Below are 13,780 nucleotides of genomic sequence, written 5' to 3' on the forward strand. Positions count from 1 at the left end.
GCAACCCGCGCCGCCCGACTAATCCGTTCAGTCACACAGCGGGCCCGACAGGCTGGGCACTTGGGCATCCGCGCCCCCCTTGTTGACCTGAAAGCCAAACTCGATGGTCTGTCCGGGTTGCAGGACACCATTCCAGTCGAGGTTGGCTGCCGAGTAGGGGTTATTACCGGACAGCTCCGCGTTCCAACTGTTGGTGATACGTGAGCCGTCGCTGTACTCCCAGCTCACTGACCATCCGTCCACGGGCTGCGTACCGGAGTTGGTCAACCGGATGGCACCGGTATACCCCGAACTCCATTCATTGGTGATCTGATACTCGCAATCTCCAGCACCTGGCTGTGCGCTGCTGGACGATGAATGACTGCTGGAACTGCTGCTTGAAATACTGGAGCTTGAGGATGAGGAACTTGAGGAGGCGTCGCTACTGGACGATGAGCTTTGACCTTCGTAGACCGTCGCGGTCTGGGCCGTCTGGCGCAGTCCGTTACTGCTGTTGATCAGAAAATCGCCCCAGGAAGACAGGTTGTCAACATCCCAGTTCAACGTGATATCCAGCGAGGCAACTTCGCTGCTGTTACCCGACCAGGACCACCCCAGATAGCCAATGCCATAGTCTTCGGCCACGGACAGAACCGACGCTTCATCAACCTCATTGCCGTAGTGATCCGCCCCGAATTCACCCACAATCAGCGGTAAATTATGGGTGGACAAGAATGTGGACACATAATTCTCAATAGTGGAACGGTCCTGGTACACCTCGTACATGTGAACGCTGAACAACGTGTTATTGCGCTCATCCGCGGCGGCCACGGTGGAGGCGTTATCGCGCATCACACCCTGCCAGTCCTGTCCCCAGTTCGCCGCATCCACCAGCAGTGTGTGGGTCAGGCCGGCTTCGCGCAGGCGCTGGATAGCGTCGACATGCTGATCCACCCAGGTACTCGCAGCCACCCCGTTTCCGAATGGCTCGTTGGCGATATTGATGATGACGTAATCTTCCTGCCCCTCAAGTACCGGAGCGATGTCGAGCCAATAGTCGACAACATTTTCCAGCGTTCCCGCACTGTCCTGCTCGCCAGAACCGGTGGCGTCATGCACCTCCAGTACCGCAATCAGCTCGTTGTCTTTACACCATTCAATCACCTGCGCCACATCGGCGGCACTGTTGCGCGTCCACTGCTGGCCATCGGACAACACTATACGGACGGTGTTGGCGTTGACGCTGGCGATATCGGACAGCGCCTGCTCGGTGCGACCGGTAAACCAGGTGTGAGGGTGGTTCACTCCGCGCATGATGAACGGATTGCCATTGCCATCCAGCAGTTGGGTTCCCGATACCTGAAATCCTGCCTGTACACCGATTGCAGCCGACAGGGCACTGGCACCCAAAGCGGCGCACGCGAGGGTTTTCTTGATAGCGTTCATGGTTCTTGCCTCTTTCTTTTATGAAATGGAGCAACGTTAAAACCCGAGTGTTTGAAACGTTCGGGTCTAAATTGCTTTCAACGTTACCCAAGCGTGAACCGGTCGCACCTATTGTCGTCCCGGACGGCGGCGCGTTTTATTGTTTTATGATTTTCGGTGACCGAACGCGTCTCTTTATCGAATGCTTTGCAACGCGTTTTGTCTCCGAGCCGGCGACACCCTAAAGTACTTTTTGACCATAAGACAATCCTGAAAACGCGATCGTGGCGCGTAATAGCGTGTGCTGTGTCACGAATCAAAAATGTCAACGTCGAGGCGGGGTATGGATCACAGAAGCACTGTCGTTTCAATCAAAAATGATGCGATTGAGTGCAACTGTTTCCTAATAAATAACATTTTCCGTTATTTGAATTTTTGCTAACAGCTGTGGGAAAGGTGGTTTAATCCGACACAAAAAAAGCCGGCACAGAGGCCGGCTAAGTCAAAACGTTTTTTTCAGATGCCTTTCAGCACCGCAAGGCTCTATGGAACCGGATCAATCGGCACAAACTGACTGTAAAGGCCATTGACGTCAAAGACAGCGATGGAGAACTCGTAGATTCCGTCTGCAAGATTCAGTTCATGAGACGTGGCGTACGCATCGTTCACCACAACCGACTGAGACTCACCATCGGCGCCCTGCTGGTAGCGGATTTCATAGCCGCCAATTTCATTCAGCTCCAGGTAGCTACCATTTTCGCGCTGATCCGGGGTCGTCCACTCCAGGATCACGCCGTCACCCACAACCTGCTCACTGTTGGTGGTGACCACCAGCGTGGTGCTGTTTTCGGACCAGTTGCCCGCCGCATCACCCGCGCGCACCGAATACTGATAGGTGGTTCCTGAGGACAGGCCCGTGTCGGTGTAGCTGGTCTCGGGCGCCAACAGTTCCGTGATTCGGGCGCCATCGCGATACACCTCATAGCTCATCACCGCTTCGTTATCAGTGGATTCCGACCAGGACAGGGTCACGTAAGAGGTGCCAACCGCGGTATCGTTCAGTGAACCCGGCACCGTGGGTGCCGTCGTATCCACCGTTTCCTCTTCAGTGGGTTCTTCCTCGCCGGTAGAACCATCACCGGTGGAGCCATCATCAGAGCCGGTGTCGGTATCAGAGCCAGTGTCGGTCTCGGAGCCGGTACCGTCATCAGTGGAGCCATCGGTGCCATCGGACGGTGAGTCGGCGCTGTCGACCGGATAACCGAACACCTGCATTTCCCACAGTGAGTGACCCCAGGATGTCGCCCGGGCCAGGCCCATCATGCGTACATAGCGACCGTGACCGTCGACGACGAGCTCATCGGTACCGCCATTGCCATCGACAATGTGCTCGACCGTTGTCCAACTTTGGCCATCGTAGGACGTCTGAATCTGGTATTCACTGGAATACGCCGTTTCCCAGTCAAGGTTAATTCCGGTGATCTGATGCGCCTCGCCCAGATCAACCTGCAGCCAGGCGGTATCACCGTAAACGCTGGCCCAACGCGTACTGCCGCTACCGTCAAAAGCATTTTCCGGCGCGTAAGCATCCCGCTCGGTGGACGAGGCGGTTGCCGGACGTCCCTCGGACACCAGTTGCGGTTCCGGTGCAACGTAGGGTTCCGCTCCATATACCTCAAGTTCCCACAGCGAAATGCCCCACTGGGTGGCGCGCTGTACGCTCTGAATGCGGACGTAGCGACCGGTTGCGCTCAGCTCAACAACGTCCTCACCACCATCGCTGTTCGTGACCGACTGGACCGTCTGCCAGTCGTTGGCGTCCGCCGACACTTGAATATCGTAGTCTTCGGCGTGCGCCACTTCCCAGCGAAGAATCAGGGAGGAGAGATCATAGGTCGCGCCAAGATCCACGGCGATCCACTGATCTTCGCCGTACTCGCTGGCCCAACGCGAATTCATGTCGCCGTCGACCGCCTCTTCGGGCAGCCGGCTGCTGTTCTCGGAAGAGGAGGCGAACATCGTCTGGTTTAACGCCAGATTCGCGCCGTCCCCTGAGGTGGTTTCGGAATCGGTTGTGGATTCAGGTTCAGTTTCGGGCTCGGGCTCGGGCTCGGGCTCGGGCTCAACACCGTAAACTTCCAGCTCCCACAGGGATACACCCCACTTGGTGGCACGCTTGACGCTTTCGACACGAACATAGCGCGCGGACCGGGTCATGGCGAAACTGTCGACACCGCCGTTGCTGCTGGTTACGGCGCTGACGGTTTCCCAATTGCTGCCGTCCAGCGAAACCTCAAGATTGTACTGCTCGGGATAGGCCGTTTCCCATTGAAGTATCACGGAAGAAATGTCGTAAACACTCTCCAGGTCAACAATGATCCAGTTGCCATCGGAAAAATCGCTGCTCCAGCGAGTACCGACATTGCCATCGACGGCAAACTCGGCATCACGATTTCTGTTCTGGGAGGAGGAGGCGGACACCGGCTTGTCCAGGGCCAGATTTGACGGCGCGGCAGCCACCGCGCCATAGGCGGGGGCCAGCAGTGCGGCGGCCAATACGGCAGAAGCAATGTATTTCATTGAATACCTCGAAAGTGTTGATTGCTACCGCTCACTTTCGAGGTGCGTTGCGTCAGGTGCGGCCGGACATACTCCCGCCGTCACCTTCCGCACTTCGGAAGGAAGCGATAACCCAGTTACTGATGCAACCCATGGAGCTATTCATAAATGGAATCCATCCGACCGTTAAATAGCTTTGAAAGAGAACGAGTGGCCCGGGAGCCATTCGCGTTGGTGGCAAGAATAGGGATCATTTTTCGTCTGTCAATCGACGGAAGGAGTTCACAATTTCAGAAATCTTTGCGGGGCGATATGCATTGATAGCGAGTGATCAACCACAGCGTAAAATAGGTTGAGCTGCTAACCAATTAGCATCGCTCATGTGATGAAAGTCCGCACCCGGAAGGACACAGGCCCAGATCGTCGTTTTAATAAACAGGTGTATAACCGGGAGTTTGGATGTTGCTTACGGACGGGGGAACCGCGTCGCACTTTTACCGGTAAACCATCGGGCGGTGGCGTCTCAAAAATGTGAACTGTTATATAAAGACATGCTTGACATTTCTTTTCCTGATAAGAAAACAAGGCATCAGGTCGCCATTTCAAGACCATTTGGCGATAAAAACACTCGTTCTATAATTAAAAAATTGAATAAAACGGAAAAAATCTTCGGCTTTCCTGCTTGAAACCCCGATTTTTGTGGTTTGGCGCGACAACCTCCGAGATGGGCACCGTCGAACGATCGCCGCCACCCTCATCATGGCTTGATTTTATAGCCGGTTTTGAAGAGCCACGCGATGACCCCGAGACAGAGCAGCATAAACACCAGAATCATGGTGAGACTCAGCCCGACTCCCACATCGGACACGCCATAAAAACTCCAGCGGAAACCGCTGACCAGGTACACGACCGGATTGAACAGGGTAATGGTCTGCCAAAGCGGAGGCAGCATGTTGATGGAATAGAAGCTGCCACCGAGAAACGCCAAAGGAGTGATCACCATCATGGGAACGATCTGCAGCTGCTCAAAGCTCTCCGCTACCACACCGATGATGAACCCCAGCAGGCTGAAGCTCAGCGATGTCAGAATCAGAAACGCCAGCATCCAGAAGGGATGCTCGATGGAGTAGTCCACAAACACCCTCGCGGTCAGCAGGATGATCACGCCCAGGATGATGGACTTGGTGGCCGCCGCGCCCACGTAACCAATGACAATCTCCAGAGCGGAAACGGGGGCGGACAGTATCTCGTAGATGGTGCCGGTGAACTTCGGCATATAAATACCGAACGATGCGTTGGAGGTGCTTTCGTTCAACACCGTCAGCATGATCAGCCCCGGAATGATGTAGGCACCGTAGCTGACGCCGTCGATCTCTACCATGCGCGAGCCGATCGCAGCCCCGAATACCACAAAGTAAAGCGAGGTGGACAACACCGGCGAGGCAATACTCTGCATGAGGGTGCGCCAGGCCCGCGCCAGTTCAAACAGATAGATCGCCCGAATCGCATACCCGTTCATGCGCGCTCCTCCACGAGGCTGACAAAAATATCTTCCAGTGAGCTCTGGGACGTGTGCAGGTCCCGATAATCAATATTGAGTTCGGCCAGTTGCCGTAACAGCCGGGCAACCGCCACCGGATCACCCTGCGCATCGTAGGTATAGGTCAGTTGATAACCATCATCGGACAAGGTGGTCTGTTCCGCAGGCAGAGCGGTCGGCACCTGATGCAGGGGTTCACTGAGCTGAAGGGTCAGCTGTTTCTGTCCGAGCTTCTGCATCAGCGCGGCTTTTTCATCCACCAGGATGATCTCGCCGCGCTGGATGACCCCCACCCGATCGGCCATATCTTCGGCTTCTTCAATATAGTGGGTGGTGAGAATGATCGTCACGCCGCTGTCGCGCAGTTGACGGATCATCCGCCACATATCCCGGCGCAACTCGACGTCCACACCGGCGGTGGGCTCATCGAGAAACAGAATACGCGGCTCATAGGCCAGGGCCTTGGCGATCAGAACCCGACGCTTCATGCCACCGGAGAGCGCCATGATCCGGCTGTCTTTTTTATCCCACAGTGACAGATCTTTCAGTAACTGCTCCAGGAACGCATCATTGGGTGGCTTGCCAAACAGGCCCCGGCTGAATCTGACCGTGCTCCATACGGTTTCAAAAATATTCACTGCCAATTCTTGCGGCACCAGGCCTATTTTCTGACGGGCCGCCCGGTACTCTTTCACGATATCGTGGCCATCGGCCAACACTCGACCGCTGGTCGGATTGACGATGCCACAGATGATGCTGATCAGCGTGGTTTTACCGGCGCCATTGGGCCCGAGTAACGCGAAAATTTCGCCGGGGTTGATGTCCAGACTGACATCCGTCAGCGCCTGAAAGCCCGATCCGTATACCTTGCTCAGGCCCTGAACTGAGATTATCGGTTGCACAAGTACTCCTGATGGTTTCCCTGGTAAGTCGCCAGTGTACGGGGTAACGCCGGCCAGAACTACGCCCCGACCACCTCTTCCTGCAGGGGCACCCAGATCTGGATACCGCCCCACCCGGTGCGAAAATCAAACTCGGCGCCATAGCGTTCCAGGAGCAGGGGGCCATTGCGACGCTGGGGGCTTAAATTGAGCCCCGGCAGGCTATGGGCAAAAATGGTGTGCAGGGCCGGGCGCAACTCCGACACATGATCCCGGTGCAGAAACACCGCATAGCGCTGCGCCGGCACCGTCAGGCGATCCCAGTCATCATTGATTCTCTGGAAACCGGGCACTTCCACCGCGGTCATATAGTCGAAACCATCCGGCGAGTCGGCCGCGGGTAATAACACGCCATAACTGTGTTTATCGGTCTGATCCGGAATCCAGCCCCGGTAGGGCGAAAACTTCTCCCAGAACCCCGGAATCGCGGTCGATGGTAATCCCTGGATTTTTCGCCTCAGCCCCACCAGCCGAAATCCTGACAGCGACTCCACTCCCAGCAGCCCGGGAACGGCCGTAGCGGGCGCCTTGAAAAAATGCATACCTGTCATGGATGAGTCCCCTTCATTGTCATCGATGTTGTCGTCTGCCCCCCCCACAGATCGACAGCCCGTTACCGAAGCCATGGAATTTACCGGACAAATACGACATTATTTGACGTACATCGCCTCCACAATGACGACGAACCAAAATTGAGGGGTCAGCCCCATGGCGAATACCGCGACACGCCTGTTCAATCTGATTGCTTATCTGCAGCGCCACCCCAACAGCTCAGCCTCACAGTTGGCCGAAGCACTGGATGTTTCGGCGCGCACCGTTCAGCGCTATATCGTCATGCTCGAGGACATGGGTATTCCGGTGTACGCTGAGCGCGGTGCCCAGGGCGGCTATTCCCTGGTGCGCGGTTACCGCATGCCACCACTGATGCTCTCGCCGGAAGAAGCCGTTGCGGTACACCTGGGGACTGGGCTGATTGAGTACGTGTGGGGCAAGCTGTTCCGGGGGGCGGCATTGAGCGCCATGACCAAAATCGAAAACGTCCTGCCGGAAGAACAACTGCAAGAAATCGCCTGGGCTCGTGGCAACCTCATCACCCAGGGCATTCCGCGGATCAACCCCAATCTCGATATGGAACAACTGGAGACTCTCTACCAGGCCGTTCGGCAGGGTTTTCAGGTGCGGATTCTGTATCAGGGAAAACAACAGCCCGCCCCTCAATGGCGGACCATTGAGCCCTATGTCCTGGTCTACAGTTGGGGCCAACAGTATTGCATCGCCTATTGCCGGTTGCGCCAGGCCATGAGGTCCTTTCGGGTCGACCGGATTCAGGCCATGGAGCGGCTCACCGAGACGTTCAACAAGCCACCCGAATTTGACCCGGCTCAGTACCTGGACGAGCACTTTGAAGGTCAGTCGTCCTACGAAGTGCGGCTGTTTTTCTCCGCCGAAACCGCCAGCGTGGCGCAGGACTACCGCTGCTGCTGGGAAAGCTTCGAGGAGCGCCCCGATGGATCGGTGGTGGCGGGCTTCCGCGCCAGCGACCTGGACACCGCGACCCGCCGTGTCATGTGTTTTTTACCGGACGCGCGGGTGCTCGGCCCCACAGAGCTCAGGCACCGAATTGCCTCGACCAGCCGGGCCATTGCCGAACAGTACGAACCGGATACTGCCATGGCGCGCTGACTGCCATGGCGCACGGAAGAGCGCGCTAGACCTGAAGCTGGCGAATCGGACGCACCTCAACGCTGCCCACCCGCGCCGGAGGAATACCGGCGGCGATGGTGATCGCTTCATTGAGATCCTTGGCGTCGATCATATAAAAACCCGCCAACTGCTCTTTGGTTTCAGCAAAGGGCCCGTCGGTGATACTCACCTGCTCGCCACGTACTCGCACGGTGGTCGCGGTGGCAACCGGCTCCAGCGCCTCGCCGGCCAGCATATGACCACGCTCGGCGAGGCTCTGAGCGTAGGCGTGGCACTCGGTATCTTCCGGGCTGTCGGGCAGACCGTGGAGATCCTGTTCATCACTGTACACAAGACAAAGGTATTTCATGGGACGTTTCCATTTTCAGGGCTAGACGTTAGGTGGCAACCCGCGTGATTACACCGTCGGGCACCGTTCAGCTACCAGTGATCAGTCGTTTCCGGCCCGGTGAATTCGACACCGGGTGAACGCTCCACTCCGAAATCCCGGCTGTTGTTATTGCAGTGCCTTCAGACGCCCCTGGAGGTAGCGTCGCTCCGGCTCCTGCTGAACCAGCGCCAGGGCCTCGCCATAGGCCTCCCGGGCCTCCCGGTCGCGCCCCAGTTTCGCCAACAGGTGCGCCCGGGCGGCGGGCAACAGGTGGTAGCCCGCTAGCGCGCCCTGATCACGCAACTGATCCATCAATGCCAGGCCCGCCGACCAGCCGTCGCGCATGGCAACGGCGGCGGCCCGATTCAGCGCCACCACGGGCGAGGGCGACACCTGCAGCAACAGGTCGTACAGGCCGACGATCTCCACCCAATCGGTCGCCTCCCAACTTGGCGCTTCGGCGTGGAGCGCCGCGATGGCCGCCTGCAGCGCGTAGGGGCCCGCCGGGCCCTCGCTCAATGCTCGACGAACCAGCCTCGCGCCCTGTTCAATAACGTCGACGTCCCAGCGACTGCGGTCCTGATCCTCGAGCAGGATCAAGTCACCATCGGGGGTTGTCCGGGTTTTCCGGCGGGCGTGATGGACCAGCATCAGCCCCAGCAACCCGTGCACCTCCGGGTCCGGCAGAAGCTCCTGGAGCAGATACCCGAGGCGGATAGCCTCCTCGCTCAGGTCCCGACGCTGAATCTCGGGCCCAGCGGTGGCTGAGTAACCCTCATTGAATACCAGGTAAATGACCTGCAATACCGCCTGCAACCGGTCCGGCAACGCCGTCGGGCCCGGCACCTCGTAGGGTATCTTCGCAGCCTGGATCTTGCGTTTGGCACGCACAATGCGCTGCGCCAGGGTCGAGGTGGTGGTGAGGTAGGCCCTGGCGATCTCCTCCGTGCTCAAGTCACAGACCTCCCGCAGGGTTAAGGCGATTTGGGCGTCGGGGGACAGACTGGGGTGACAACAGGTAAAGATCAGGCGCAGGCGGTCGTCTTCAATCCGGTCATCATCGGTAAGCAGGTCGCGCTCGGTCTGCTGATACAGGGTATCGGCAATCGCCTGCTGAGACTCGTCAAAGCGGGCTCGTCGACGCAGCTGATCAATCGCCTTGAAGCGGCCCGTGGACACCAACCAGGCGCGCGGGTTATCGGGAACTCCCTCATTAGGCCACTGGGTCGCCGCCGCCATAAAGGCGTCATGCAACGCTTCCTCGGCCAGATCAAAGCTCCCCAGCAGCCGGATCAGCGTGGCCAGTACCCGGCGCGACTCCCGCTGATACACCTCGGCGAGCTGTTGCTGGCTGGAACCCTGATCAAGCATGCTGCCCCTACCGACGTCCGCTCACCGACCTCAGAAACGATAGTCCCATTGCAGGGTGTAGGTTTCAAAACGGTAGTCATCGGTTTTGACCAACTGGCGATATTCGATATTGAAGTTCAACCGCTTGTTCACAAACCAGCCCATACCAATGCCATAGGATGTGCCCGACAGAGAGTCGTCAGCCTGGGTGCCGGTATTGCCCTGCCAGCGCGTTACCTGGGTATCCAGCTCTGCGTAGCCCAGCAATCCATACAGCCGAGCTACCTCATTGGTGATTTCCGGGCGGTAGTACAGGGCCGAGTAGGTCTTTACCTCGCGTTCGATCTCGCTCAGGCTGGCATCGGTTGCCTGCTCAGCCAGAAAATAATCCGAGCTGATGTCCCGGTCGTCCTTCAGTCCCGCACCCAGTCGAGCCTCGAGCCCCAACAGGCCGTTGTACTTGTATCCCGCCGAAAATTCGACCACCGGCATCTCGGCTTCATCGTAGGGGGTGCGGGCGTCTCCGGTGACCACCCCGCCACCAATACCGGCATAGAAACCCCGGTGGTTATCCGCAAGCGCGGGGACGGCCAACAGCACCAGTGCGGCGCCAATACTCCAAGCGGTTTTCATAAGCAGCTCCCTGAGGTGGGCGTTATCGGTCATTGTCACTTGGCGGGAAGTATCGCACAGCGGCGCGGGGGATCAACGGTCGGGGGACGATTTTCGAACCGGATTCACGTTTCAGTGGCGCAATTCCTACCCCTGAAACGACAGAACCCGGCACAGGGGCCGGGTTCTGATCGGAACGAAGCACAAAATCGCTTACTTGATTTTGCCTTCTTTGTAGACCACGTGCTTGCGGGCAACGGGGTCGAACTTTTTGATTTCCATTTTTTCGGGCATGTTCCGCTTGTTCTTGTCGGTGGTGTAGAAGTGACCGGTGCCCGCGGTGGAGTTCAAACGAATCTTATCGCGCATGGGAATTCTCCTTTAAACTTGTTCGCCGCGAGCGCGCAGATCGGTCAGTACGGCGTCAATGCCGCGCTTGTCGATTACACGCATACCTTTGGAGGAAACCTTCAGCTTCACAAAACGCTTCTCGGATTCCACCCAAAAACGGTGAGAATGCAGATTGGGCAAAAAACGACGCTTGGTGTGGTTTTTTGCGTGAGATACATTGTTTCCAGTAACGGGACGCTTGCCGGTTACCTGACATACCTTGGACATGGTCTTGCCTCGTCGTATTCAGCGCGCTGCGCTGCGGGTTGGTTGCTGCCACACCACAGCCCAGCACGGGGTGTTTTTGTAGCCTGATTCGATCAATTTGCGGCCCGGGGACACGAGGTCCGGGGGCGGCTCCTGGCGCTATGGCCGGCTACCCAGCCGCATAAGGGCGCGTTTTATACCAAAACCGACGAGCAATAGCAATGTTTTCTCCCGATTTTGGTGTTTTTTTAGTCAACACCTAGGAGCGTGCTTCACGTCCGGTCCGGTGTCGGCTGTACTGTTTCTGGACACGCCGTACATACGTCCCTGTAGGCTCGGATCGCGGGTCCCCCGCTCTACGGTCCAGAAACAGTACAGCCGACACCGGCCCTCAGTGCCAAACATCATGCTATCGAACTTTACCCACCCAAAGCCTTTTATGGGCACTGAGGCCGTGAGCGGGGTATACCATTTGGAGACTCTCTGAGGCATGGATGCCGATGAGAAGCCCCCATGGACGGGTTCACGGCGGGTCTCCAAATGGTATACCCCGCTCATGGCCGGACCTGGAAGCAATCGCTTAGAGCGGTTAGAGCCGTATTCGCGGCGTGCCTCAAAGGAACCCTCCGTCCCGCAGCACTACAATACAGAGCGGCAGTAATACTCGAGGGATCACAACCAACCGCGCTCGGCGAACGAGACGACTTCACCGTCGCCGACCACCATGTGGTCCAGCACTCGCACCCCCACCAGATCCAGCGCCTCCCGCAAGCGCTCGGTGATCCGGCGGTCCGCCTGGCTCGGTTCTGCCACGCCGGAGGGGTGGTTGTGAGCCAGAATCACAGCGGCCGCGTTGTGAGTAAGTGCTCGCTTTACCACCTCTCTCGGGTAAACACTTGCGCCATCAATCGTGCCCTGAAACAACTCATCAAAGGCCCGGAGTCGGTGCTGGTTGTCCAGAAACAGCACCGCGAACACCTCGTGCGGGCGATGGCGAAGCTGGGCGCTGAGGTACTGGCGGACCAGATCCGGGCTGGTCAGGGAATCGCCCGCCTCCAGGCTGGCGGATAAATGGCGGCGCGCCATTTCCAGTACGGCCTGTAACTGGGCAAACTTGGCGCTGCCCAGGCCCTGGCCCCGGCAGAACGCGGCCTGCGAGGCCTCCAATAAAGGGCGCAGGCCACCGAATTCGGCCAAGAGCTCCCGCGCCAGGTCCACAGCGGATTTGCCGGCGCAGCCGGTACGCAGAAAGATGGCCAGCAGTTCGGCGTCGGAGAGGGCGGCGGGGCCGCGGCTGAGCAGTTTTTCCCGGGGGCGTTCGGCCTCGGGCCATTGGGCAATGGACATGATGGGACTCCCTGTCTTGAAACGTCTGACTTCTGAAATCGTCTGGAAATGCGTCGTCCTAGTGATTCGGGGCTAGAGAATGGTATCTTAGCCGGTTCAAGTCAAGCTGTCAGACCTCCACAGACCGGATCGCCATGAGTTCACTGACCAACAAACGTATTCTGTTAGGTGTCACCGGCGGCATTGCCGCCTATAAGAGTGCCGAACTGGTGCGCCGCCTAAAGGAGCGGGGCGCGGACGTGCGCGTGGTGATGACCGCTTCGGCGCGCGAATTCATGACCCCGCTGACCTTTCAGGCGCTGTCGGGCAATCCGGTGCATACCGATCTGCTCGATCCGGCGGCCGAGGCGGCCATGGGGCATATTGAGCTGGCCCGCTGGGCGGACCGGATTCTGGTGGCGCCAGCCAGCGCCAACTTCATGTCTCGCCTGGCCGAGGGCAGGGGCGATGACCTGCTGACCACCCTCTGCCTTGCGACCCGGGAGCCCATCATTCTGGCACCGGCCATGAATCAGGGTATGTGGCAGAATCCGGCGACGCAGGCGAATCTGGAGACCCTAAAAGGGCGCGGTATTCACTTGCTCGGTCCCGGCGACGGCAGCCAGGCCTGTGGTGAAGTCGGCCCCGGCCGGATGCTCGAACCCGACACGCTGGCGGAGGCCATGGCAGCCCAGTTTGCCACCGGGCAGCTGGCGGGTCGCCACGTGGTGATCACCGCCGGCCCCACCCGGGAAGCCATCGACCCGGTGCGCTACCTGAGCAACCACAGCTCTGGCAAAATGGGCTACGCTTTAGCCGAAGCGGCTGTTGAAGCAGGCGCCCGGGTGACGCTGATCAGTGGCCCCACCGGATTGCCGACCCCCGAGCGCGTCACCCGCATCGACGTGACCAGCGCCCTCGAGATGCTTGAGGCCAGCCTGGCGCAGGCACCTCAGTGCGATCTGTTTATCGGTGCGGCCGCCGTGGCGGATTACCGCCCGGCCGACTATCAACGGCAGAAAATGAAAAAAGGCGATGAGGACACACTGCAGATTACGCTGACCAAAAACCCGGACATTATTGCCGCCGTTGCCCAGACAGAAAACCGGCCCATCACCATAGGCTTTGCCGCCGAGAGCGAACAGCTGCTCGAATACGCCCGCGGCAAACGGGAGCGCAAGGGGCTGGATGCGATCATTGCCAATGACATCAGCCGCGAGGGGCTGGGTTTTAACAGTGATGACAACGCGGTCACCCTGATCGATGCCGAGCGTGAGCTGGCCCTGGGCCCGATGAGCAAAACCCGGCTGGCCCGCGCCCTGATCGCTGAGCTCAGCCGATATACCCGCTGACTGACGACAACCATTCCAGAGACCG

At 58.4% G+C, this 13,780-nt stretch carries 14 protein-coding genes; 3 read left to right on the plus strand and 11 right to left on the minus strand.

All coding sequences use genetic code 11. From position 1 onward, the window contains the following. Window positions 1-27: 27 nt before the first annotated feature. Both N645_RS0111290 and N645_RS17510 read right to left on the minus strand, forming a co-directional pair. Window positions 28-1,425, minus strand: a complete 1,398-nt coding sequence (locus N645_RS0111290; protein WP_051174435.1) for a cellulase family glycosylhydrolase — start codon at window positions 1,423-1,425, stop codon at window positions 28-30. Between the two features lie 522 nt (window positions 1,426-1,947). Beyond that, a complete protein-coding gene (locus tag N645_RS17510; RefSeq protein ID WP_024461622.1) occupies window positions 1,948-3,984 on the minus strand; it encodes a discoidin domain-containing protein in 2,037 nt (678 codons plus the stop codon). Between the two features lie 434 nt (window positions 3,985-4,418). On the opposite strand from N645_RS17510, the gene N645_RS18185 reads away from it, so the two are divergent. Further along, window positions 4,419-4,649: a hypothetical protein gene (locus tag N645_RS18185; RefSeq protein ID WP_193744972.1), complete on the plus strand. Its 231-nt coding sequence runs from the start codon at window positions 4,419-4,421 to the stop codon at window positions 4,647-4,649. A 71-nt stretch (window positions 4,650-4,720) separates the two neighbouring features. On the opposite strand, the gene N645_RS0111300 is transcribed toward N645_RS18185, so the two are convergent. The 3 genes from N645_RS0111300 to N645_RS17020 are packed head-to-tail and all read right to left on the minus strand — an operon-like array spanning window position 4,721 to window position 6,995. Further along, a complete protein-coding gene (locus N645_RS0111300; RefSeq protein ID WP_024461623.1) occupies window positions 4,721-5,482 on the minus strand; it encodes an ABC transporter permease in 762 nt (253 codons plus the stop codon). Then, the gene (locus N645_RS0111305; protein ID WP_024461624.1) at window positions 5,479-6,405 is read right to left on the minus strand and encodes an ABC transporter ATP-binding protein; all 927 of its coding nucleotides are present in this window, start codon (window positions 6,403-6,405) and stop codon (window positions 5,479-5,481) included. Before N645_RS0111305 ends, N645_RS0111300 begins: the two co-directional genes overlap by 4 nt. A gap of 59 nt (window positions 6,406-6,464) precedes the next feature. Further along, complete coding sequence (locus N645_RS17020; RefSeq protein ID WP_193744973.1) at window positions 6,465-6,995, minus strand: GyrI-like domain-containing protein; 531 nt, start codon at window positions 6,993-6,995, stop codon at window positions 6,465-6,467. 157 nt (window positions 6,996-7,152) lie between these two features. On the opposite strand from N645_RS17020, the gene N645_RS0111315 reads away from it, so the two are divergent. Then, the gene (locus N645_RS0111315) at window positions 7,153-8,127 is read left to right on the plus strand and encodes a YafY family protein (protein WP_024461626.1); all 975 of its coding nucleotides are present in this window, start codon (window positions 7,153-7,155) and stop codon (window positions 8,125-8,127) included. A 25-nt stretch (window positions 8,128-8,152) separates the two neighbouring features. Here the strand turns inward: N645_RS0111315 and N645_RS0111320 are convergent, their stop codons facing one another. The 6 genes from N645_RS0111320 to radC form a co-directional block, all read right to left on the minus strand. Then, window positions 8,153-8,497, minus strand: a complete 345-nt coding sequence (locus N645_RS0111320) for a YciI family protein (RefSeq protein WP_024461627.1) — start codon at window positions 8,495-8,497, stop codon at window positions 8,153-8,155. Window positions 8,498-8,644: 147 nt separating this feature from the next. Continuing rightward, window positions 8,645-9,889 carry an RNA polymerase sigma factor gene (locus N645_RS0111325; protein ID WP_024461628.1) on the minus strand — a complete coding sequence of 415 codons (1,245 nt, stop codon included), beginning with the start codon at window positions 9,887-9,889 and terminating at the stop codon, window positions 8,645-8,647. A gap of 30 nt (window positions 9,890-9,919) precedes the next feature. Further along, window positions 9,920-10,501: an outer membrane beta-barrel protein gene (locus tag N645_RS0111330; RefSeq protein WP_024461629.1), complete on the minus strand. Its 582-nt coding sequence runs from the start codon at window positions 10,499-10,501 to the stop codon at window positions 9,920-9,922. A gap of 192 nt (window positions 10,502-10,693) precedes the next feature. After that, window positions 10,694-10,849: a 50S ribosomal protein L33 gene (gene rpmG, locus N645_RS0111335; protein WP_024461630.1), complete on the minus strand. Its 156-nt coding sequence runs from the start codon at window positions 10,847-10,849 to the stop codon at window positions 10,694-10,696. Between the two features lie 12 nt (window positions 10,850-10,861). Further along, window positions 10,862-11,098 carry a 50S ribosomal protein L28 gene (gene rpmB / locus N645_RS0111340; RefSeq protein WP_024461631.1) on the minus strand — a complete coding sequence of 79 codons (237 nt, stop codon included), beginning with the start codon at window positions 11,096-11,098 and terminating at the stop codon, window positions 10,862-10,864. Window positions 11,099-11,749: 651 nt separating this feature from the next. After that, window positions 11,750-12,424, minus strand: coding sequence for a DNA repair protein RadC (gene radC / locus N645_RS0111345; RefSeq protein ID WP_024461632.1), 675 nt, complete (start codon window positions 12,422-12,424; stop codon window positions 11,750-11,752). Window positions 12,425-12,558: 134 nt separating this feature from the next. Between radC and coaBC the strand changes: the two genes are divergently transcribed. Beyond that, window positions 12,559-13,755, plus strand: coding sequence for a bifunctional phosphopantothenoylcysteine decarboxylase/phosphopantothenate--cysteine ligase CoaBC (gene coaBC, locus N645_RS0111350; protein ID WP_024461633.1), 1,197 nt, complete (start codon window positions 12,559-12,561; stop codon window positions 13,753-13,755). Window positions 13,756-13,780 lie beyond the last annotated feature (25 nt).

This window comes from Marinimicrobium sp. LS-A18 (assembly GCF_000463525.1).
Lineage (GTDB): Bacteria > Pseudomonadota > Gammaproteobacteria > Pseudomonadales > Cellvibrionaceae > Marinimicrobium > Marinimicrobium koreense.

Excerpts from the sequence above, each read along its gene's own strand:
- N645_RS0111315 (WP_024461626.1), top strand. The coding sequence starts at position 7,153 with ATGGCGAATACCGCGACACGCCTGTTCAATCTGATTGCTTATCTGCAG.
- N645_RS17020 (WP_193744973.1), bottom strand. The coding sequence starts at position 6,995 with ATGACAGGTATGCATTTTTTCAAGGCGCCCGCTACGGCCGTTCCCGGG.
- N645_RS17510 (WP_024461622.1), bottom strand. The coding sequence starts at position 3,984 with ATGAAATACATTGCTTCTGCCGTATTGGCCGCCGCACTGCTGGCCCCC.
- rpmB (WP_024461631.1), bottom strand. The coding sequence starts at position 11,098 with ATGTCCAAGGTATGTCAGGTAACCGGCAAGCGTCCCGTTACTGGAAAC.
- rpmG (WP_024461630.1), bottom strand. The coding sequence starts at position 10,849 with ATGCGCGATAAGATTCGTTTGAACTCCACCGCGGGCACCGGTCACTTC.
- N645_RS0111290 (WP_051174435.1), bottom strand. The coding sequence starts at position 1,425 with ATGAACGCTATCAAGAAAACCCTCGCGTGCGCCGCTTTGGGTGCCAGT.
- coaBC (WP_024461633.1), top strand. The coding sequence starts at position 12,559 with ATGAGTTCACTGACCAACAAACGTATTCTGTTAGGTGTCACCGGCGGC.
- N645_RS0111320 (WP_024461627.1), bottom strand. The coding sequence starts at position 8,497 with ATGAAATACCTTTGTCTTGTGTACAGTGATGAACAGGATCTCCACGGT.
- N645_RS0111325 (WP_024461628.1), bottom strand. The coding sequence starts at position 9,889 with ATGCTTGATCAGGGTTCCAGCCAGCAACAGCTCGCCGAGGTGTATCAG.
- N645_RS0111330 (WP_024461629.1), bottom strand. The coding sequence starts at position 10,501 with ATGAAAACCGCTTGGAGTATTGGCGCCGCACTGGTGCTGTTGGCCGTC.
- radC (WP_024461632.1), bottom strand. The coding sequence starts at position 12,424 with ATGTCCATTGCCCAATGGCCCGAGGCCGAACGCCCCCGGGAAAAACTG.
- N645_RS0111300 (WP_024461623.1), bottom strand. The coding sequence starts at position 5,482 with ATGAACGGGTATGCGATTCGGGCGATCTATCTGTTTGAACTGGCGCGG.